16 protein-coding genes and 1 pseudogene are annotated in these 20,298 nt (G+C 74.1%); 8 read left to right on the forward strand and 9 right to left on the reverse strand.

Annotation, left to right across the window (positions count from 1 at the left end; translation table 11 throughout):
• The 3 genes and pseudogenes from ftsL to mraZ form a co-directional block, all read right to left on the reverse strand.
• Window positions 1-609: a cell division protein FtsL gene (gene ftsL / locus PVK37_RS28500; RefSeq protein ID WP_275030907.1), complete on the reverse strand. Its 609-nt coding sequence runs from the start codon at window positions 607-609 to the stop codon at window positions 1-3.
• A pseudogene (gene rsmH, locus PVK37_RS28505) lies at window positions 606-1,716 on the reverse strand (16S rRNA (cytosine(1402)-N(4))-methyltransferase RsmH). Before rsmH ends, ftsL begins: the two are co-directional and overlap by 4 nt.
• A gap of 202 nt (window positions 1,717-1,918) precedes the next feature.
• Window positions 1,919-2,350 (reverse strand): division/cell wall cluster transcriptional repressor MraZ, encoded by a 432-nt coding sequence (gene mraZ / locus PVK37_RS28510; protein ID WP_275030908.1) that lies wholly within the window; start codon window positions 2,348-2,350, stop codon window positions 1,919-1,921.
• Between the two features lie 399 nt (window positions 2,351-2,749).
• Between mraZ and PVK37_RS28515 the strand changes: the two genes are divergently transcribed.
• Genes PVK37_RS28515 through PVK37_RS28530 form a run of 4 tightly spaced genes read left to right on the forward strand, consistent with a single transcriptional unit; the run spans window position 2,750 to window position 6,201 of the window.
• Window positions 2,750-3,997, forward strand: a complete 1,248-nt coding sequence (locus PVK37_RS28515; RefSeq protein ID WP_275035259.1) for a MurT ligase domain-containing protein — start codon at window positions 2,750-2,752, stop codon at window positions 3,995-3,997.
• Window positions 3,987-4,706: a type 1 glutamine amidotransferase gene (locus PVK37_RS28520; RefSeq protein ID WP_275030909.1), complete on the forward strand. Its 720-nt coding sequence runs from the start codon at window positions 3,987-3,989 to the stop codon at window positions 4,704-4,706. Before PVK37_RS28515 ends, PVK37_RS28520 begins: the two co-directional genes overlap by 11 nt.
• Window positions 4,703-5,413, forward strand: coding sequence for a TVP38/TMEM64 family protein (locus tag PVK37_RS28525; RefSeq protein WP_275030910.1), 711 nt, complete (start codon window positions 4,703-4,705; stop codon window positions 5,411-5,413). The genes PVK37_RS28520 and PVK37_RS28525 overlap by 4 nt, the downstream gene beginning before the upstream one ends.
• Window positions 5,410-6,201, forward strand: coding sequence for a phosphotransferase (locus tag PVK37_RS28530; RefSeq protein ID WP_275030911.1), 792 nt, complete (start codon window positions 5,410-5,412; stop codon window positions 6,199-6,201). Before PVK37_RS28525 ends, PVK37_RS28530 begins: the two co-directional genes overlap by 4 nt.
• Window positions 6,202-6,248: 47 nt before the next feature.
• Here PVK37_RS28530 and leuS read toward each other — a convergent pair whose 3' ends face one another.
• On the reverse strand, window positions 6,249-9,083 hold the full coding sequence (gene leuS / locus PVK37_RS28535; protein ID WP_275030912.1) for a leucine--tRNA ligase: 2,835 nt from the start codon (window positions 9,081-9,083) through the stop codon (window positions 6,249-6,251).
• Window positions 9,084-9,641: 558 nt separating this feature from the next.
• Between leuS and PVK37_RS28540 the strand changes: the two genes are divergently transcribed.
• Genes PVK37_RS28540 through PVK37_RS28550 form a run of 3 tightly spaced genes read left to right on the forward strand, consistent with a single transcriptional unit; the run spans window position 9,642 to window position 14,478 of the window.
• Complete coding sequence (locus tag PVK37_RS28540) at window positions 9,642-10,691, forward strand: AAA family ATPase (protein WP_275030913.1); 1,050 nt, start codon at window positions 9,642-9,644, stop codon at window positions 10,689-10,691.
• Window positions 10,692-10,694: 3 nt separating this feature from the next.
• A complete protein-coding gene (locus PVK37_RS28545; protein ID WP_275030914.1) occupies window positions 10,695-11,993 on the forward strand; it encodes a DUF58 domain-containing protein in 1,299 nt (432 codons plus the stop codon).
• A 10-nt stretch (window positions 11,994-12,003) separates the two neighbouring features.
• Complete coding sequence (locus PVK37_RS28550; RefSeq protein WP_275030915.1) at window positions 12,004-14,478, forward strand: transglutaminase TgpA family protein; 2,475 nt, start codon at window positions 12,004-12,006, stop codon at window positions 14,476-14,478.
• A gap of 339 nt (window positions 14,479-14,817) precedes the next feature.
• Here the strand turns inward: PVK37_RS28550 and PVK37_RS28555 are convergent, their stop codons facing one another.
• From PVK37_RS28555 to PVK37_RS28570, 4 genes are all read right to left on the reverse strand, one after another.
• Window positions 14,818-15,240, reverse strand: a complete 423-nt coding sequence (locus PVK37_RS28555) for a DUF3040 domain-containing protein (RefSeq protein WP_275030916.1) — start codon at window positions 15,238-15,240, stop codon at window positions 14,818-14,820.
• A gap of 115 nt (window positions 15,241-15,355) precedes the next feature.
• Entirely contained in the window at window positions 15,356-16,615 is a 1,260-nt protein-coding gene (locus PVK37_RS28560) for a DNA polymerase IV (protein ID WP_275030917.1), read from the reverse strand.
• Window positions 16,616-16,644: 29 nt separating this feature from the next.
• Entirely contained in the window at window positions 16,645-17,796 is a 1,152-nt protein-coding gene (locus PVK37_RS28565) for an alkaline phosphatase family protein (protein ID WP_275030918.1), read from the reverse strand.
• Window positions 17,793-18,596, reverse strand: coding sequence for a methyltransferase domain-containing protein (locus tag PVK37_RS28570; RefSeq protein ID WP_275035260.1), 804 nt, complete (start codon window positions 18,594-18,596; stop codon window positions 17,793-17,795). Before PVK37_RS28570 ends, PVK37_RS28565 begins: the two co-directional genes overlap by 4 nt.
• Before the next feature lie 411 nt (window positions 18,597-19,007).
• Between PVK37_RS28570 and PVK37_RS28575 the strand changes: the two genes are divergently transcribed.
• Window positions 19,008-19,727: a sulfite exporter TauE/SafE family protein gene (locus tag PVK37_RS28575; RefSeq protein ID WP_275030919.1), complete on the forward strand. Its 720-nt coding sequence runs from the start codon at window positions 19,008-19,010 to the stop codon at window positions 19,725-19,727.
• Window positions 19,728-19,827: 100 nt separating this feature from the next.
• Here the strand turns inward: PVK37_RS28575 and PVK37_RS28580 are convergent, their stop codons facing one another.
• The gene (locus PVK37_RS28580; protein WP_275030920.1) at window positions 19,828-20,202 is read right to left on the reverse strand and encodes a DoxX family protein; all 375 of its coding nucleotides are present in this window, start codon (window positions 20,200-20,202) and stop codon (window positions 19,828-19,830) included.
• Window positions 20,203-20,298: the final 96 nt, after the last annotated feature.

A 20,298-nucleotide genomic window follows, 5' to 3' on the forward strand; every position in this document is an offset into this window, starting at 1 on the left:
TCAGCCGCCCGCGCCCTGCTGGCTGGTGATCGCCGGCTGCCCGTCCGCCGGACGGGGCACCCCGATCACCTTGCCGTCGGGCAGCTGGATGAAGGCCGGCTGGTCCGACTCGACCAGGCCCAGCTTGCGGGCGTTGGCGGTGAGGTTGCCCGGCGCCTCGTGCTCGGCGATCCGCTTCTCGAGCTGCTGCTGGTCGACGTCGAGCTTGGCCTGCTGCTGCTGGAGCTTCTCCAGCCGGAAGGAGTTCTCGTTGATCTTGGTGTTGACCAGCAGGATGCCGAGCACCCCACCGACCACCAGGACCAGGATCAGGCCGACGAACGGCGCGCGGGGCACCGAGACCGGCGGCGGCGGGGCCACCCGCAGCCGCGGCCCGGCCGGGCGGGCGTCGGTGGCGGGCCGCTGCGCCGGCCGCAGCGCGGCGCTGCCCTGGGTCGGGAACTCACGCGCCCCCCGGGCCCGGGTGTCACCCTGCCGCTGGGCCCGGTCCGGCCCGGTGCTGCCGGCCCCGACCGTCGTGGTGCGCGCCGCCGCGGTCCGGCCCCCCGACCGCGGTGTACGCTGCCCCGCGCCGGCGAAGTCCCGGCGGTCGCGCTTGTTGACGTTCATGATCCCTCCCCCTCTTCGTCGTCCGTCGCCGTGCCGTCGTCCGGGGTCGGCCGGGGTCCACTGTGGAACCCCCGGTCAACCCCACCCCCTGGTGCGTCGCCCTCACCGGCGGCGGTACCGTTCGCGTCCGGCCCGCCCCGGCTGTTCCGCGTCCGGGTCGATCCGCTCCGCGGCACGTAGCCGCACCGACGCGGCCCGTGGGTTCGCCGTGACCTCCGCCTCCCCGGGCAGCTCCGCGCCCCGGCTGAGCAGCCGGAACGTCGGGCCGGTACCGGGCAGTTCGACCGGGAGGTCGATCGGGCCCCTACTGCGGACCCGGTCGGCGAGCGCCGCCTTGGTCAGCCTGTCCTCCAGCGAGTGGTAGGACAGGACGACCATGCGGCCACCCACGGTGAGCTTGTCGAGCGCGGCCGGCAGCGCTGTCTCCAGCACTGCCAGTTCCCTGTTTACCTCGATCCGTAAAGCCTGAAACGTTCTCTTTGCCGGGTGTCCGCCCGTTCGTCGGGCCGGGGCCGGGATCGCCTCCCGGACCAGCTCGGCGAGCCGGGCCGACGAGGTGATCCGGACCCGCTCCCGCTCCCGGATGATCGCCGAGGCGACCCGGCCGGCGAACTTCTCCTCGCCGTACACCCGCAACAGCCGGGTGAGGTCCGGATGGGGGTAGGTGTTGACCACCTCCTCGGCGGTCACCCCCCGGGTCTGGTCCATCCGCATGTCCAGCGGGGCGTCCTGCGCGTAGGCGAACCCGCGGTCGGGTTCGTCCAGTTGCAGCGAGGAGACCCCCAGGTCGAACAGGACCCCGTCGACCGCCGGATAGCCCAGCCGCGCCAGCACCTCGGGCAGTTCGTCGTAGACGGCGTGCTCGAGGTGGATCCGGTCGGCGAACCGGGCCAGCCGGACCCGGGCGTGCGCCAGGGCCTCGGTGTCCCGGTCGAGGCCGATCAGGACGGTGCGCGGATGTGTCTCGAGGACCGCCTCGGCGTGCCCGCCCAGCCCCAGCGTGGCGTCGACGTGGACCGTGCGTTCCCCCCGGCCCAGCGCGGGGGCCAGCAACTCGAGACACCGCTCGAGCAGCACCGGCACGTGCGTGCCGCGTAGCTCCCCCATGTCGACCCCCACTGGATGAACCTTCTCTCTCATGTTGTCTGTCGCCGCACGACGCCCCGTCGTACCGCCAGATCCCCATCCGCTCCCGCCCGCTCCCCGACCGCGGCTCGGAGAGACCGGATCGTGCCCCTGGCACCGGGGAAGGGGTGCCAGGAACGCGAAGCGGCTGGAGATCTCGCAGTACGTCGGGCGTCGGCACGCCCTACAGACCGCCGGGCAGCACCCCCTCGGAGATGTCCGCGAACTCCTCCTCGCTCTCCGCGAGGTAGGCGTCCCAGGCCGTCCGGTCCCAGATCTCCACCCGGGTGCTCGCGCCGATCACCACGAGATCGCGGTCGAGCGCGGCGTAGGCACGCAGGTGGGCCGGGATGGTGACGCGGCCCTGCTTGTCGGGGACCTCGTCGTGGGCACTGGCGAAGAAGACCCGGCTGTACGCCCGCGCGGCCTTGTGCGTCATCGGTTGCTGACGCAGCTGGTCGGCGATCCGCTCGAACTCCGGCGTCGGGAAGACGTACAGGCAGCGCTCCTGCCCTTTGGTGATCACGACACCCCCCGCCAGTCCGTCCCGGAACTTCGCCGGAAGGATCAACCGGCCTTTGTCGTCCAGGCGTGGGGTGTGGGTGCCGAGGAACACGGCCCAACCCCCTCGCCCTTGAGCGGCGTTCGCGGCACCGCTGACCCCCCGGGCCGGTGGGGCCCTCCCGGCCTCACCATTGGGCCCCACTCTACTCCACTTCCCTCCACCTGCAACCAGAATCGCCCGCGCGGCGCGCCATTCTGGACAGCAAAACCGCACGTCAGACGGGGTGGAGCGAAGTGGAGGGCGACAGCGACCCGCCACCCGCGTCCGTTTTCCGACATAGATCGACTCCATCCGGGTGATCATGAATCGACCGCCCGGCGCGGCATCCCACGCCGGGCGGCGGCCGGCCCGCCGCCGGCCGGCGGACGCACCCGCCCGAACGGTTCGCCGTCGGCGGCGGTCTGACCGACCGACCGGTCCGGTAACCTCGCTCGCGTGACGGACGCGAAGATGCCCTTACGGGCAAAGGTGGCCAGCTCCGTGTCCCGTACGGCCGCGGCACTGTCGCGGGCCGCGGGCCGCGGGGACGGTTCGGTGATCGGCGGATGGATCGGCCTGAAGATCGACCCGGACCTGCTGGCCCACCTCTCGGCCGGGCGCGCCATCGCCCTGATCTCCGGCACCAACGGCAAGACCACCACCACCCGGCTCGCCGCCGCGGCGGTCGGCGTGCTCGGCACCGTCGCCACCAACTCGTTCGGCGCGAACATGCCGACCGGCCACACCTCGGCGCTGGCCAAGGCCGGCAGCACCCCGTACGCGGTGCTGGAGGTCGACGAGCACTACCTGGCCCAGGTCATGGAGGCCACCGACCCGCACGTGGTGGCGCTGCTCAACCTCTCCCGCGACCAGCTCGACCGGGCCAAGGAGGTCGCCATGATGGCCCAGCTCTGGCGGGCCGCCCTGGTGCGGCACCCGGAGCTGCGGGTGGTCGCCAACGCCGACGACCCGATGGTGGTCTGGGCGGCCACCCCACCCGCCTCGCACGACCACCGGATCACCCCGCCCCACGTGACCTGGTTCAGCGCCGGGCAGCGGTGGCACGACGACTCCTGGGTCTGCCCGGAGTGCGGCTCGGCGATCCAGCGCTCCGGTGAGCAGTGGTGGTGCTCCGGCTGCCCGCTGCGCCGGCCGCAGCCGCACTGGGTGGTCGAGGACGACGGCGTGGTGGACCCGACCGGCGCCTGGCACAAGATCGTGCTCCAGCTGCCCGGCAAGGTGAACATCGGCAACGCCGCCACCGCCCTGGCGGTGGCCGCCGAGTTCGGCGTCCGCCCGGTCGACGCGGTGTCCCGGCTCGGCTCGGTCACCTCGGTCGCCGGCCGGTACGCCCAGGTCGACCGGGAGGGCCGCAACATCCGGCTGCTGCTGGCGAAGAACCCCGCCAGCTGGCTGGAGGCGTTCGACATGGCCGACCTGGCCCCCACACTGCTCTCCATCAACGCCCGCGACCCCGACGGGCTGGACACCTCCTGGCTGTTCGACGTCGACTTCGCCCCGCTGCGCGGCCGGCAGGTGCTGATCACCGGCGACCGGGCCTACGACCTGGCCGTCCGGCTCGACGTCAACGACGTGCCGTTCCAGCACGTCCGGTCGTTCGGCGAGGCGGTCCGCAACGTGCCCCCGGGCCGGCTGGAGGTCATCGCCAATTACACCGCCTTCCAGGACATCCGAGCGGAGTTGGACCGTGTCAACTGAGAGCCTGCGTATCGTCTGGATCTACCCCGACCTGCTCTCCACCTACGGCGACCGGGGCAACCTGCTGATCCTGGCCCGCCGGGCGATGCAGCGCGGGATGCCGGTCGAGGTGCTCGAGGTCCGCTCCGACCAGCGGCTGCCCACCGCCGCCGACATCTACCTCATCGGCGGCGGCGAGGACGGCCCGCAGGCGCTCGGCGCGCAGCGGCTGCTCGCCGACGGCGGCCTGCACCGCGCGGTCGCCCAGGGCTCGGTGGTCTTCGGCGTCTGCGCCGGATACCAGCTGCTCGGCCGGTCGTTCTTCGCCAAGGGCACCATGTGCCAGGGCCTCGAACTGCTCGACCTGCACTCCGACCGGGGGCCGTCCCGGGCCGTCGGCGAGCTGGCCGGGGACATCGACCCGCGGCTGGGGGTGCCGGCGCTGAGCGGGTTCGAGAACCACGGCGGCCGTACCCACCTGGGGCCGGGCGTCGCGCCGCTGGCCCGGGTCACCGCCGGGGTCGGCAACGACGGGCAGACCGAGGGGGCCTGGCGGGGCAAGCTGCTCGGCACGTACTCGCACGGCCCGGCGCTGGCCCGCAACCCGGCCCTGGCCGACCTGCTGCTGCGGTGGGCGACCGGGGCGCACCAGCTTCCCCCGCTGGACGACACCTGGCCGGACCGGCTGCGCGCCGAACGCCGGGCCGCGGTGGCCGCCGCCCGGGCATGATCGCGGCGGTCCGGCGGCTGCTCGCGCAGCGGTCGGCCGTCCGCTTCGCGTCCCTGCTGCTCCTGCTCGGCGGGCTCAGCCTGGTGGTGCTCCTGGTGCCCCGCCCGGAGCTGGCCGAGCTGCCGCAGCGGGCCGACCGGCTCGGCGCGCTGGCCCCGGTGGCCGGTGTCGTCGGCGGGGCGGTGCTGCTGGTCGCCCTGGTGCCCCGAACCTTCGTCACCCTCGCCTCGGGCGCGCTGTTCGGCGCGCTCGAAGGGGCCGCGTACGCGCTCGGCGCGGCCCTGCTCGCGGCGGCGCTCGGCTTCGCCGTCGGGCGGGTGCTGGGCCGGGAGTTCGTCGCCGAACGGACCCGGGGGCGGCTGGCCCGGCTGGACAGCTGGTTCGCCCGGCAGAGCGTGTTCGGGGTGATGACCGTCCGGCTGCTGCCGATCGCCGGGTTCGGCCTGGTCAGCTACGGCTACGGCACCACCGGCGCGCGGCTGCTGCCGTTCCTGACCGGCAGCCTGCTCGCCTCCGCCCCCACCGCGTTCGGCTACGCGGCGGTCGGCGCGGCGGCCAGCAGCCCCGGCGAGGTGAACTGGCTCGCCACCGCCCCGGCCGCGCTCGGGCTGATCGCCAGCGCGGTGCTGATCCGGTCCTGGTGGCGGGCCGAACGGCAACGACGCCGGGACCGGCGTACCGGCCCCGGCGAGCAGGCGGCCGGATGACCGACGGGCCGGGTGGCGGCAGCGGCACCGGGGAGGGCCGGATGACCGACGGGGAACGGCTCGACGGCGGGTTCGTCACCGAGGTGCGCCGGGTCGGTGACACCGTCCGCCGGGTCCGACCGCCCCGGGCGGCGTACGTCGAGGCGCTGCTGGAACACCTCGAGCGGGTCGGGTACCCGGGCGCGCCCCGGTTCCTCGGCACCGACGGGCGGGGCCGGCAGGTGCTGGGCTTCCTCGCCGGGCACGTGCCGTGGCGGGAACCGGCCGACCCGGCGACCCGCGCGGACCCGGCGCTGACCGCGTTGGCCCGGCTGCTGCGCGGGCTGCACGACGCCTGCGCCGGCACCGGGCTGGCCGGCGACGCGGAGACCGTCTGCCACCGCGACCTGTCCCCGAAGAACACCGTCTACCGGGACACCGGTACCGGCCTGCTTCCGGTGGCGTTCCTGGACTGGGACCTCGCCGGTCCGGGCCGCCGGATCGAGGACGTCGCCTTCGCCGCCTGGCACTGGGCCGACCTGGGTGCCGGAGCCGACCCGGCGGAACTGGGCCGACGGGCCCGGGTGCTCTGCGACGGGTACGCGGCACCACTGCCCCGTACCGAACTGGTCGACGTGATGCTGGCGCAGCTCGACGGCACCTGGCGGGGCATCGACGCCGGGGCGGACCGGGGCGAGCCGGCGATGCTGCGGCTGCGCGCCCTCGGCGTGGTCGACACCGTCCGGGCCTGGCACGCCTGGCTGGGCACCCACCGCCACGCCACCGAAACCGCCCTGCTCGGCGGCTGACGGCGGTACACCGGGGCACCCGGCCAGCGGGTGCCCCGGCGTACCGGTCAGGCGACGACGGAGACCATCCGTCCCTTCACCACGATCACCTTGCGCGGCTCCTTGCCGGCCAGTACGCCGGCGACCGCCTCCAGCGCGGCGGCGCGTACGGTCTCCTCGGCGGCGTCGGCGGGCACCTCGATCCGGCCCTTCACCTTGCCGTTGACCTGCACCGGGTAGGTGACCGTCTCGGCGACCAGCAGGGCCGGGTCGGCGACCGGGAAGTCCGCGTACGCCAGCGAGCCGGGGTGGCCCAGCCGCTGCCACAGTTCCTCGGCGACGTGCGGGGCGAACGGGGCCAGCATCAGCACCAGCGGCTCGGCCACCTCACGTGGGGTGGCGGCCAGCCGGGTCAGCCCGTTGGTCAGCTCGATCAGCTTGGCGATGGCGGTGTTGAACCGGATCGCCTCCATGTCGGCGCGGACCCCGTCGATCACCTTGTGCAGCAGCCGGCGGGTGGCCTCGTCGGCCGGGTCGTCGGTGACCCGCAGCGCGCCGGTGGTCTCGTCGACCACGGTGCGCCAGACCCGTTGCAGGAAGCGGTACGAGCCGACGACCGCCCGGGTCTCCCAGGGGCGGGACACCTCCAGCGGGCCCATCGACATCTCGTACACCCGGAAGGTGTCCGCGCCGTACGTCGCGCACATCTCGTCCGGGGTGACCACGTTCTTGAGCGACTTGCCCATCTTGCCGTACTCGCGGCGCACCTCGGCCTCGCCGTGGAAGTACCGGCCGTCGCGCTCGACGACCTCCTCCGCCGGCACCGGCGTGCCCCGGGAGTCGCGGTAGGCGTACGCCTGGATGTAGCCCTGGTTGAACAGCTTCCGGAACGGCTCGAACGACGACACGTGCCCCAGGTCGTACAGCACCTTGTGCCAGAACCGGGCGTACAGCAGGTGCAGCACGGCGTGCTCGGCGCCGCCGACGTACAGGTCGGTGCCGCCGCAGTCGCCCTCGCCGCGCGGCCCCATCCAGTACGCCTCGTTGGCCGGGTCGACGAACCGGTCGGTGTTGGTCGGGTCCAGGTAGCGCAGCTCGTACCAGCAGGAGCCGGCCCACTGCGGCATCACGTTGGTCTCCCGGGTGTACCGCTTGGGGCCGTCACCCAGGTCCAGTTCGACCTCCACCCAGTCCCGGCGGCGCGACAGCGGGGTCTCCGGGTTGCTGTCGGCGTCGTCCGGGTCGAACGTCTTCGGGGCGAAGTCGGCCACCTCGGGCAGTTCGACCGGCAGCATCGACTCGGGCAGCGCGATCGCGGTCCCGTGCTCGTCGTAGACGATCGGGAACGGCTCGCCCCAGTACCGCTGCCGGCTGAACAGCCAGTCCCGCAGCCGGTAGGTGGTCGCGCCGGTGCCGTGGCCGTTGGCCTCCAGCCAGGCGATGATCGCCGCCTTGGCGTCGGCGACCCCCAGGCCGTCCAGGTCCAGGCCGCGGTCGGGCGCGGCGCTGTTGATCGCCGGGCCGTCCCCGGTGTACGCCTTCCCGTCGAAGCCGTCGGCCGGCTGCACGGTGCGGACGATGGGCAGGTCGAACGCCTCGGCGAAGGCCCAGTCCCGCTCGTCCTGGGCCGGCACCGCCATGATCGCGCCGGTGCCGTAGCCGGCCAGCACGTAGTCGGCGATGAAGATCGGGATCTGCGCGTCGGTGACCGGGTTGGTGGCGTACGCGCCGACGAAGACGCCGGTCTTCTCCTTCGCGTCGGCCTGCCGTTCCACGTCGGTCTTGGCCGCCGCCGCCTTCCGGTACGCCTCGACGGCGGCGCGCGGGCTGGCGTGCCCGCCGGTCCAGGCGTCCTTCGTGCCGGCCGGCCAGGCGGCCGGGACCAGCGCGTCGACCAGCTCGTGCTCGGGGGCCAGCACCATGTAGGTGGCGCCGAAGATGGTGTCCGGTCGGGTGGTGAAGACCCGGATCGGTTCCCGGTCGGTGGCGAAGTCGATGTGCGCCCCGGTGGACCGGCCGATCCAGTTGCGCTGCATCAGCTTGATCGGCTCGGGCCAGTCCAGGGTGTCCAGGTCGTCGACCAGCCGGTCGGCGTACGCGGTGATCCGCATCATCCACTGCTTCAGGTTGCGCTTGAAGACCGGGAAGTTGCCGCGCTCGGAGCGGCCGTCGGCGGTGACCTCCTCGTTCGCCAGCACGGTGCCCAGGCCGGGGCACCAGTTCACCGGGGCCTGCGAGACGTACGCCAGCCGCTGGTCGTCGACGGCGGCGCGCTGCTCGGCAGCGGTCAGCTCGGCCCAGGGGCGGCCGTCCGGGGTGGGCCGGGTGCCGGCGGCGTACTCGGCGACCAGCTCGGCGACCGGCCGGGCCCTACCCGCCTGCGGGTCGTACCAGGAGTTGAAGACCTGCAGGAAGATCCACTGGGTCCAGCGGTAGAAGTCGGTGTCGATGGTCGCCACCGAGCGGCGGTCGTCGTGGGCCAGCCCCAGCCGGCTCAGCTGGGCCTTGTACCGCTCGATGTTCGCCTCGGTGGTGGTACGCGGGTGGGTGCCGGTCTGCACCGCGTACTGCTCGGCGGGCAGGCCGAACGCGTCGAAGCCCATCGCGTGCAGCACGTTGCGCCCGGCCATCCGCTGGTACCGGGCGAAGCAGTCGGTGCCGATGTAGCCCAGCGGGTGCCCGACGTGCAGGCCCGCCCCGGACGGGTACGGGAACATGTCCAGCACGTACAGCTTCTCCGCGCCCGAGCGCGGGTGCGTCGGGTCGGCCAGCGGCCCGGTCGGGTTGGGCGCGTGGAAGGTGCCCTCCCGGGCCCAGGTGTCCTGCCAGCGTTGTTCGATCTCGCCGGCCAGGGCCGCGGTGTACCGGTACGGGGGGATGTCGCTGGCGGCTGCCTCAGTCATGGCGTCTCCTCGCTTCGCTCGTGGCCGCCGTGGTCCCGGCGGGCGGCGCCAGGCGCGCCGGGTGGGCCGACGCCTCGGCCGTGCTGGTGACGTCGCCCGCGGTGGGCGCGTCAGGTCCGGAAAACAGCTGTGGTCCTGCTCAGGGCACAAAAAAGCCCCTCGCGCAGGAGGGGCCGCCGTGCTGTCGCGCGTCAGCGCATCAGCACGGCCCGGTAAGGAGCAGGAAGAATCCGGCCATGACCGGCAGTGTACCGCCTCGGGCCGGGCCCGGCGCTCGCAGTATTGCCGCCCCGGGCCCCACGGCCCCCGGCCGGCATCCGGGCACGGCCCGGGGGTGGCCGGGAGTCGCGCCGGGCCGAACCCCCCAGATCACCCAGCAGACGGTTATTCGGTGCGTAACCGACCGTCTACCTGCGGCGTTCGGCGTTGCCGGGAAACATGGTTAGCCTGAGATACCAGTTATTTCCTGCGGCATACGAGGCTCGACGTCGCGAACCCAACGGCGGGTCCAGGTGCTCTTCTACAGAGCTGCCGTCCAGGCGACGAGGAGGAGGCCCGTTGACACAACAGACCTGGGACGAGGTGGGCGGCGTGCTGCCGCACGACGAGTTCCGCGCCGCCAGCGAGGCCATCGTGGCCAACATCGAGCAGGTCATCGAGGGCAAGAAGGCCACCGTACGGCTGGCCCTGGCGGTCCTGCTCGCCGAGGGGCACCTGCTCATCGAGGACGTCCCCGGGGTCGGCAAGACCAAGCTCGCCAAGGCCATGGCCCGCTCGATCGACTGCTCGGTACGCCGCATCCAGTTCACTCCTGACCTGCTGCCCAGTGACGTGACCGGGGTCAGCGTCTACAACCAGGAGACCCACGACTTCGAGTTCCGGCCGGGCGCGGTCTTCGCCAACCTGGTCGTCGGTGACGAGATCAACCGGGCCTCGCCGAAGACCCAGTCCGCGCTGCTGGAGTGCATGGAGGAGCGGCAGGTCACCGTCGACGGCGTCACGTACCAGCTCCAGACGCCGTTCATGGTGATCGCCACCCAGAACCCGATCGAGATGGAGGGGACGTACCCCCTGCCGGAGGCGCAGCGCGACCGGTTCACCGCGCGGATCGCGATGGGCTACCCCGGCCCGGAGGCCGAGCTGGCCATGCTGGACGGACACGGCGCCGTCGACCCGCTGCACGAGCTGCGGCCGGTCTCCGACGCGGCGATCGTCCGGCAGCTCATCGCCACGGTCCGCGAGGTGCACGTCGCCGACGCCGTCAAGCAGTACGCGATCGACCTGGTCACCGCCACCCGCGAGGCCCCCGACCTGCGGCTGGGCGCGTCCCCCCGGGCCACCCTGCAACTGCTGCGCACCGCCCGCGCGGTGGCCGCCCTGGAGGGCCGGGACTACGTCCTCCCCGACGACCTCCAGGCGCTCGCGGTGCCGGTGCTCGCGCACCGGATCATCCCGACCGCCGACGCGCAGCTGGCCCGGCGGACCACCGACGCGATCGTCTCCGACCTGGTGCACCGGCTCCCGGTGCCGAACGAACGCAAACGCTCCCCCTACGACACCCGCCCGACCGGCGAGAACGGCCGCTCCGCGTACGAGCCCCGGCGGTGAGGCGTGCGTGACGGGCTGCGCGGGCTGACCACCCGGGGCCGGTCGTTCCTGGCCGCCGCGGTGGCCGCGGCGATCTCGGCCCTGATCCTCGGCGAGCGGGACCTGCTCCGGGTGGCGGTGCTGCTGGCCGTGCTGCCGCTGCTCGCCGCCGCCTACGTCGGCCGCAGCCGCTACAAGCTGGCCTGCGTACGCTCGCTGGACCCGCACCGCGCGCCGGTCGGGGCCAGTTCCCGGGTGGTGCTGCGGTTGCAGAACATGTCCCGGCTGCCCACCGGCACGCTGCTGCTGGAGGACCGGCTGCCGTACGCGCTGGGCAGCCGACCCCGGGTGGTGCTGGAACGCCTCGGCGGGTACCAGGCCAGTTCGGTGGCGTACACGGTCCGCGCCGACGTGCGCGGCCGGTACGACGTGGGCCCGCTCGGGGTGCGGATGACCGACCCGTTCGGGCTCTGCGAGCTGAGCCGGGCCTTCCCCAGCACCGACCGGCTCACCGTCATCCCGCAGGTCACGCCGCTGCCGTCGATCCGGCTCCCCGGCGAGTACGCCGGCAGCGGCGACAGCCGGGCCCGCTCGGTGGCGGTGCACGGCGAGGACGACGCGGCGACCCGGGAGTACCGGATGGGTGACGACCTGCGCCGGGTGCACTGGAAGTCCACCGCCCGCACCGGGGAGCTGATGGTGCGCCGGGAGGAGCAGCCGTGGGAGAGCCGGGCCACGGTGGTGCTGGACACCCGCGCGTACGGGCACCGGGGTGACGGGCCGACGGCGAGCTTCGAGTGGGCGGTGTCGGCCGCCGCGAGCATCACCGTGCACCTGCGGCAGGCCGGCTACAAGCTGCGCCTGGTCACCGGCTCCGGGGCGGACGTGGACGCGGCCGAGGCCGCCGGGGACGGCGTGGTCCTCGACCATCTCGCCGAGGTCCGGCTGGAGCAGCGGGGCGAGCTGGCCTCGCTGGTGGAGCGGGTACGCCAGCGCGCCGACGGCGGTCTGATCATCGCGCTGCTCGGCTCGTTGAGCACCGCCGAGGCCGAGTTGCTGGCCGCGCTGCGTGGCAACGGGGCCACCTGTGTGGCCTTCCTGCTGGACAGTTCGACCTGGTTGAGCCTGCCCGACCGGGCGCGGGCCGAGGCGGAGCAGGCGCACGCCGCCGCCGCGCTCGCCCTGTTGCAGGGCGGCTGGCGGGTGATCGGGGTCGACCACGGCAGCCAGCTTCCGGCGCTCTGGCCGCAGGCGGCCCGGGGTTCGCAGGGCTTCGCCATGCGGGCCGCGTTGGCCGAGACGGTGGCCGGTGGCGTGAAGTGAGGGGGGACGAGTGATCGCGAACCGGGGTCTCGGCCTGGTGGCGGCGGTGGCCACGCTGCTCGCCGCCGCGCCGCTGTCGGCCATCTTCCAACGCTGGACGTGGCTGGTGCAGGCGACCATCGCGGTGGCGGTGGTGGCCGGGGTGGCCGCGCTGCTGCGGATGGTGCGGGCCCCGCTGTGGGGTCAGGTGCTCGGCATGGTGGCCGGGCTGCTGCTCGCGTTGACCTGGATGTTCCCCAGCGGCGGCGAACTGGCCGCCGTCCTGCCCACCCCGGCCACCATCGCGCACTTCGGCGAGCTGACCAGCGGCTCGGTGCAGGACATGCGGTCGTACGGGGTGAAGGTGCCCGACACCGACCCGCTGCTGTTCATCACGGTGCTGGGCGTCGGCTCGGTGGCGGTGGTGGTCGACGTGCTCGCGGTGGGGCTGCGCCGGCCGGCCCTGGCCGGGCTGCCGATGCTCGCCATCTACTCGGTCCCGGTGGCCGTCTACGTCGACAGCGTCCCCCCGGTGCCGTTCGTGATCGGCGCGGCCGGTTACCTCTGGCTGCTGGTCAGCGACAACATCGACCGGGTACGCCGGTTCGGCCGCCGGTTCACCGGTGACGGCCGCGACGTCGACGTGTGGGAGTCGTCCCCGCTGGCCAGCGCCGGCCGCCGGCTGGCGGTGGTCGGGGTGGTGGCCGCGGTACTGCTGCCGTTGGCCGTGCCCGGCATGACCGGTGGCCTGCTGGACCGGCTGCAATCGTCGGGTGGCACCGGCAGCGGAGGCAACGGCATCGGTGGCGGTCCCGGCCGGGTGGACCTGTTCGCCGGGCTGAAGGGCCAGCTCAACCAGAACGAGGTGGCCGACCTGGTCAAGGTGACCACCAACGAGCCGGACCCGTTCTACCTGCGCTTCGGGGTCGCCGACGTCCTGCGGGAGAACGGCTTCGGGGTACGCGGCCCGGCCGGCCGGTCGGTCACCCGGGACCTGCCCGACCCGACCGAGGGGATCCCCGCCGGCGTCCGGCAGCAGCAGTACCGGGCCACCGTGGAGGTCACCCGCACCCTCGACATGCCGCTGATGCCGGTCTACGCCGATCCGGTCCGCATCCAGGGGTTGGGTGGCGGCTGGCTCTACGACTCGAACCAGCAGGTCGTCTTCTCCAACCGGGACAACTCGCGGGGCAAGCGCTACGAGTTCGACTACGTGCGGTCCCTCTACACCCCGGAGCTGCTGCGCCGGGCCGACCCGCTGTCCGCCACCGACCCGATGGTGCAGCAGTTCACCGACACCCCGGCGGCCCCCGAGGTGGACGCGTTGGTCGAGGAGCTGATCAGCGGCCGGGACACCGACTACGACCGGGTCCGGGCGATCTACGAGCACTTCTCGGTGAAGAACGGGTTCAGCTACTCGCTGCGGACCGAGGGCGGCACCAGCGGCAAGGACATCGTCGACTTCCTCACCAACAAGGTCGGCTTCTGCCAGCAGTACGCCGCCGCGATGGCCTGGCTGGTCCGGGCGGCCGGCATCCCGGCCCGGGTGGCGTTCGGCTTCACCAACGGCACCAGCCAGGACGAGGGCAGCTACGTGCTGACCAACCGGAACCTGCACGCCTGGACCGAGGTGTACTTCGACGACATCGGCTGGGTGCCCTTCGACGCCACCCCGGCGTACGGGGTGCCGGGCAACGCCCGCCCGGACTGGGCGCCGGACAACGACGCGCCGGACCCGGTCACCCCGGTGCCCGGCACCAGCACGGCACCGGACGCGACCGACCCGTCGGCCGGGCCGGCCGGGCCGGACGACCCGAACCGCAACATCGACGAGGGCGTGCTCCCGCAGACCGGTGGCCCGGTGGAGCAGGCTCCGGTCTGGCCGTGGTGGACGGTGGGCGGGCTGGCCCTGCTGGTACTGCTCGCGGTGCCGGCGCTGCGCCGGTTGGCGCTGCGCCGCCGGCGGGGCACCCCGGTGGCCGCCGCACCGGTCACCCCGGCGGTGGTCGGTCCGGCCGGTCCGGCCGGGGCGGCCGGCCGGATGACGGTGGTCGGCGCGGACGCCGACCGGGCCCGCGCGCAGGCGCACGCCGCCTGGGACGAGCTGCTCGACACCCTGCTGGACTACCGGGTACGGGTGGACCGGACGGAAACCCCCCGGGCGACCGCGGACCGGCTGGTCCGGGAGACCCTGACCGGGGACGATCCGGCCGCCACGGCGGTCCGGCTGCTCGGCCGGGCGGAGGAGCGGGCCCGGTACGCCCGGGACCCGATGGCCGGCGGGGAGCTGTATCCGGCGCTCGGGGCCATCCGACGGGCCCTGGGGGCGCGGGCCGACCGGCGGACCCGGATCATCGCGGCCACGCTGCCACCGTCGGTCCTGCTGCGGTGGCGGAACACCGTCACCGACACCTCGACCCGACTGGTGACGGCCACCGGCCGGGTCCGGAGCCGGCTGCTGCGCTGGAACCCCCGACGGTTGCTGGCGGGTCGCCCGGCCCGCTGATCCGTACGCCCGGGACGACGCCCGGTCGATCCACCCGCCTGGACGGGTCGGTCGGCCGGGCGTCCTCGCTTCTCGGCTGCCCCGGGACTGGTGCCGCGCCGGGAGGCGGGGCCGGCCGGAGCGGCGAACCGGCGGCGTCAGATCACGGACAGCACCCGGCCCGGCGGCCGCTGAACGGTACCCGCAGGGCGCAGGCGCGCGCCGACGCGGGACGTCGGGCAGCGGGCAGCGGGCAGCGGGCAGCGGGCAGCGGGCAGCGGGAAAACGCGACCGGCCGCCGGTCCCCGCCCGAGGGCCGGGACCGGCGGCACCGGGCGCGTCGCCCGCGTCAGTGGCTGGTCAGCGGTGCCCTTCCGGGCGTTGCCGCCAGCGGTCCTCCAGCCGGTCGAACAGCGACGACTTCCGGCCGCTGCGCCCCCCACCACCACGGGGACGACGGCGACCGCCGCCGCCACCACTGGCGGTGGTGCCACCGACCACGTGCAGGTCGGGTGACTGCGCCCGGCGGTGCGACTGCACCGCGAAGGCCGCCGAGGCCAGCATCACGACGAAACCCGCCACCGCGAGCGGCGGAGTCTTGATCACCGCACCGTAGACCAACAGGGCCAGGCCAGCGATGATCACGCCGGCAGCGACGAGCAGACGACGCCGCGCATGGAAACGCGGGTCGCTGGCGCGCACGGCCGAGGCGAATTTGGGGTCCTCGGCAAGCGACCGCTCGATCTGCTCGAACAGCCGCTGCTCGTGCTCCGAGAGCGGCACGGCACTCCTCCCCGGTCACGTTGGTCGGCCCGCTCGGACCGACAGACCGTGGCAGCCAACCGGCTGCTTACCCGCCAGTCTACGAGGGGCCTCGCGCGTCGGAAAGCGGGACGACCTATGGCCGGGGTGGATTTTCGGGTCGACGGCCGTCACGGCACTCCAGAAGACTTGCCGGACCTATGACGGACCGCCCGAATCGGGCAGCCGCGGCGTCCGCGGCGGCCTCCGCCTCCCGCCAACCGTGCTCCGGCGCGCCCAGGGCCAACTGCCGGGGTGTCGCGCCGGCGTCGCTGAGCCCCTCGGCGCGTACCCCGACCAGACGGACGGGTTGCCCGGGGGCGAGCGCGGCGTAGAGCGCCCAGACGGTGTCGAACATCTCCCGGGCCACGTCGGTGGGGTTACCCAGGGTGCGGGACCGGCTGAGCGTGGTGAAGTCGGCCAGCCGGACCTTCAGCGACACCGTACGGCCGACCTGACCGGCCCGGCGCAACCGGACGCCGACCTTGTCGGCCAGGGCGAGCAGGGCCCGGCGGATCTGCTGCGGGTCGGCGACGTCGGTGTCGAAGGTGACCTCCGCCCCGATCGACTTCTCCACCTGCTCGGGGCTGACCCGGCGGGGGTCCCGCCCGTGGGCCAGTTCGCGCAGGTGCGCGGCGGCGGCCTCGCCCACCGCCCGGCGGAGCATGCCCGGCGGCGCCTCGGCGAGGTCACCGATGGTGGTCAGGCCCAGCCGGCGCAGGGTCTCGGCGGAGCGCTCGCCGACCCCCCACAGGGCGTCCACCGGCAGCGGGTGCAGGAACTCCAGCACCCGGGTGGCGGGGACCACCAGCAGGCCGTCCGGTTTGGCCCGGGTGGAGCCCAGCTTCGCCACGAACTTGGTCGGGGCCACCCCCACCGAGCAGGTCAGCTGCTGTTCCCGCACGATCCGCTCGCGGATCGTGCGGGCGATCTCGGCGGGCCGGCCGAACAGCCGCCGGGCCCCCGCCACGTCGAGGAACGCCTCGTCCAGCGAGAGCGGCTCGACCAGCGGAGTGACGTCCCGGAAGATCCGCATCACCGCCTCGGACGCGGCCCGGTAGGCGGCCGGGTCCGGGGGAAGGAAGACCGCGTGCGGGCACAGGGCGCGGGCCCGTGCCGTCGGCATCGCGCTGCGGACGCCGTACCGGCGGGCGGGGTAGCTGGCCGAGGAGACCACCCCGCGCGGCCCGACGCCGCCGACCACCACCGGCCTGCCGCGCAGCTCGGGCCGGCGGCGCACCTCGACGGAGGCGTAGAACGCGTCCATGTCGACGTGCAGGATCGGGCAGTCGGTGTCGTCGGCGTCGGGGCCGAAGCGCGGGTCACCGCCGCGCGGCAACGACTGGCTGCGTCCCACCCCGGCAGGCTATCCCCCGGGTACGACGGTCAGCCCCGCACCACCAGCAGTGGGATGGTCATCTCGGTGGCGGTGTCCGCACCGTGGTAGGCCACCAGCCGCGACTCGATGGGCCGCTCCGATCGGGTCGCCACCACCGCCCAGTCGGCCCGGCAGACCACCACCACGTCCCCGATGCGGGCCAGGTGGTCCTCGGGCACCGGCCCGAACCAGCCGGTCGCCACCGCCTCCTCCCGGGTGAGCACCCGGGCCGCGTCGCCGAGCACCGCCGACCAGGCCGCCACCACGTCGTCGCGGGCACCCGGCGCGACGTGCAGGTACCGGACCCGGGGTTCGCCGGCCACCACCCGTACCCCGGCCCGCAGCCGCGCGTCGGCGTCCAGGTCGATGCGGTGGTCGTCGGGGACGTTGAGCTGCCCGTGGTCGGCGGTGACCAGCAGGGCGGCGTCGCCGGGCAGCCCGTCGACCAGGCGGGCCAGCAGCCCGTCCACCTCGGTCGCGGCGACCCGCCACGGGTCCGAGTCGACCCCGTGCAGGTGGCCCTGCCGGTCCAGGTCGGGGTGGTACCCGGAGACCAGGGTGGGGCCGTCCCCGGCGGCGAGCGCGGCGAGCAGCTCGGTGGCGACCGCGTCGCCGCTGGCCGCGCCCCGGTAGTCGCCGCCCCGGTTCGCGGCCACGGTCAGGCCGCTGCCGGCGTACTCGGGCCGGCTCACCACGGTCACCGTCACGCCGGCCGCGCGGGCCCGTTCGAGCTGGGTGGGGACCGGCTGCCAGCGCAGCGGCTCCGGGTCGGCGGACCACTCGATGTGGCTGAGCACCCGGTCGGTCTCCGGCACCCGCACCTTGAAGCCGAGCACCCCGTGCGCGCCCGGCGCGACCCCGGTGCCCAGACTGACCAGGCTGGTCGGGGTGGTGGACGGGAAACCGGCGGTGAGCCGCCGGCCGAGCAGGCTGGTCAGCCCGAACAGCGTCGGCGCGTACGGCCGGGCGGTGGGGATCTGATACCAGCCGAGGCCGTCGACGAGCAGCACCGCGACCCGGCGGATCCCGTCCAGCTCGGCGGTGAGACCGAGCGGGTCGGGGCTGCCGGGCACCCCGAGCACGGCCAGCGCGCTGGGCAGCACGTCGGCCAGGCTGCCGCCGCCGTACCGGGGGGCGACCGGTTCCAGCGGGCCGGTCATACCGACGGCGGGACGGGTCCGGCCCCCTGGTTCCCCGTCGGGCGGCGGGCGAACAGGTGCAGTTGGGCGGCGAGGTCCCGGTACGGCGGCTGGGCGGCGAGGGCCCGTTCCAGCTCCAGCAGGGCGGCCGGTGCCCCGTCGGCGACGGCCGCCGGGAGCAGGTCGGCGAGGACGCGTACCCCGTGGATCTCCTCGACGGTGAGCCCGGCGGCGCGCAGCAGCGTGGCGGCGCGCTCGGCGTCGTACCGGCGGCGCAGGGTGTCCCGGGGGCCGGTGCTGCCGGCCGGGTCGGCGGCGAGGGTGGCGGCGGAGCCGAGGTTGCCGTTCATCGCCCGGCCGAGCACGGCGGCGGCCCGCCCGGCGACCAGCACGCTCGCCGCACCGCCGGGACGCAGCGCGGTGACCAGGGCCTCGACCACCGGCGTGGGGTCGTCCACCACCTCCAGTACGGCGTGGCAGAGCACCAGGTCGACGCTGCCCGGCTCGACCAGGCCGGCGAGCGCGTCCCCGTCGCCCTGCACCGCGTGCACCCGGTCGCCGACCCCGGCCTCGGCGGCGCGGCGGGTCAGCGCGGCGAGCGCGTCCGGGCTGGCGTCGACCACGGTCACCCGGTGCCCGGCCTGCGCGAGCGGTACGGCGAACCCGCCGGTGCCGCCGCCGACGTCCAGTACGGTCAGCTCCGCGTCGCCGCGGCGGTCCAGCTCGGCGCGGAGCACCGACCAGATCACGGCGGTACGGGGGGTCAGCGGCGGCCCGGTGAACCGGCTTCGTGTCTGCTCCACCCGGTCGAGCCTAGTCACGCCCACGCCGCCGGTGGTGTGAGGAGGGCCCCTTCCGGTATCCCTGGCGTCAGGAAGCCCGCCGCCTCGCACGCGGACGGGGCGGCGGGGGTCACGAATCCCCGGCCGCCGGTCCTTCCTCCTCCACCTGCGCCCGTCGCGCGTTAGCCACCGACCCCTCGGTGACCTGGTATTCGCGCGGTTCGACGTGGTGGCTCGGCACCCAGCCGGCACCCAGCCGGGTCCGTCGGTCGTTCGCGAGCCCGCCATGGCGGATCGTCACTGGTCCCCCTCGTGGTAGCCGAAACGGTTCTGAATCTCTCCGGTCCTGCCGGATTTCAAACTCTTCGGTCGGATGCTATCCCTACCTTTTCGGCTGACTTTTCCCACAAGGCATTGCTCGATCACTGTCGATGCCGTCAGGCTCGGCGGGTGCTGTTGACGATCGTCGCGTTCGGCATCGTGCTGCTCGGCGCGTTCGCCCAGACGGTGAGCGGGTTCGGGTACGCGCTGGTCACCGTCCCGCTGTTCACCATGGCGACGGACCCCCGGACGGCGGTCGTGGTGACGGCGCTGACCGACATCGGGCTGACCGTGACCGCCGCCCTCCGGGACCGCGCCCACGTCCGGTGGCGGGTGGCCGGCTCACTGACCGGCACCGCCCTGCTCGGCCTCCCGGTCGGCCTGCTCGTCCTCGCCACCGTCGCGGAGGACGTGCTCAGCGTGCTGATCGCGGTCGTGGTGCTGGGCTGTGTCGCGCTGGTGGCGTCCGGGGCGCGGCTGCGTACCGGGCCGCTCGGCATCGGCGCGGTCGGGGTGCTGGTCGGCGTGCTCACCGCCGCCACCGGCACCAACGGTCCGCCGCTGGTCGCCGCCTTCCACTCCCTCGGGTACGACCCGCGCACCTTCCGGGCCACCCTGGCGGCGATCTTCAGCGGGATCGGCCTGGTCGGGCTGGCCGGCTTCGCCGCCATCGGCCGGATCGACGCCGAGGTGCTGTGGCTGAGCCTGGTGGCGCTGCCGGCCGTACCGCTCGGCTGGTGGCTGGGGAACCTGGTCTTCGACCGGATCCGTCCGCTGGTGTTCCGGCGGATCGTGCTGGTCGGGCTGATCGGCAGCGCCGGCGTCGCCCTGGCCGCCGCCGCCGGCTGACCCGGTCCGGGGCAGCCCGCCGGGACCTACGGCGCGGCCCGGTCCGGGGCGTCCCGCCGGACCTCCGGCGCGGCGCGGTCCGGACCGGGTGCCGGGACGGTCAGAAGGCGTACGGGCCGAACCTGCCCCAGGCCACGACGGCCGCGAGGAGCAGCAGGACGACGTTGATGCCGATGGCCTGGGTCTCCCGGCGGCGGGCGTGCACCACGATCGCGCCGATCATGACGAGGACCAGGCCGAGCGCGGCGAGCGGGACCAGCACCGGCACGATGTCCAGCACGGCGGGCAGGACGAGCCCGATCGCGGCGAGCACCTCCAGCGCGCCGATCAGCTTGATCGTGCCCGCGCCGAAGTCCTCGGTCCAGGCCATCCCGGAGGCGGCCAGCTTCTCCTTGGACTGCGACAGCTTCATGATCCCGGCACCGAGGAAGGCGAGTGCCAGCAGAGCAGCGATGATCCACAAAACGATGTCCACAGGGCCCTCCGGCCACTAGATGACTTCAAGCGTTGAGTGAAGCTAGCTCGGTTTTACTTCAAGACGCAAGTAAAACGAGAACGGCGTCACTTCATC

Origin of the sequence: Micromonospora cathayae (genome assembly GCF_028993575.1) — a bacterium.
GTDB classification, from domain to species: Bacteria; Actinomycetota; Actinomycetes; order Mycobacteriales; family Micromonosporaceae; genus Micromonospora; species Micromonospora cathayae.

What these genes read in the sequence shown, in the direction of transcription:
- ftsL (WP_275030907.1), bottom strand. Translation starts at nt 609, where the DNA reads ATGAACGTCAACAAGCGCGACCGCCGGGACTTCGCCGGCGCGGGGCAG.
- PVK37_RS28515 (WP_275035259.1), top strand. Translation starts at nt 2,750, where the DNA reads ATGCCCTTACGGGCAAAGGTGGCCAGCTCCGTGTCCCGTACGGCCGCG.
- PVK37_RS28525 (WP_275030910.1), top strand. Translation starts at nt 4,703, where the DNA reads ATGATCGCGGCGGTCCGGCGGCTGCTCGCGCAGCGGTCGGCCGTCCGC.
- PVK37_RS28530 (WP_275030911.1), top strand. Translation starts at nt 5,410, where the DNA reads ATGACCGACGGGCCGGGTGGCGGCAGCGGCACCGGGGAGGGCCGGATG.
- leuS (WP_275030912.1), bottom strand. Translation starts at nt 9,083, where the DNA reads ATGACTGAGGCAGCCGCCAGCGACATCCCCCCGTACCGGTACACCGCG.
- PVK37_RS28565 (WP_275030918.1), bottom strand. Translation starts at nt 17,796, where the DNA reads ATGACCGGCCCGCTGGAACCGGTCGCCCCCCGGTACGGCGGCGGCAGC.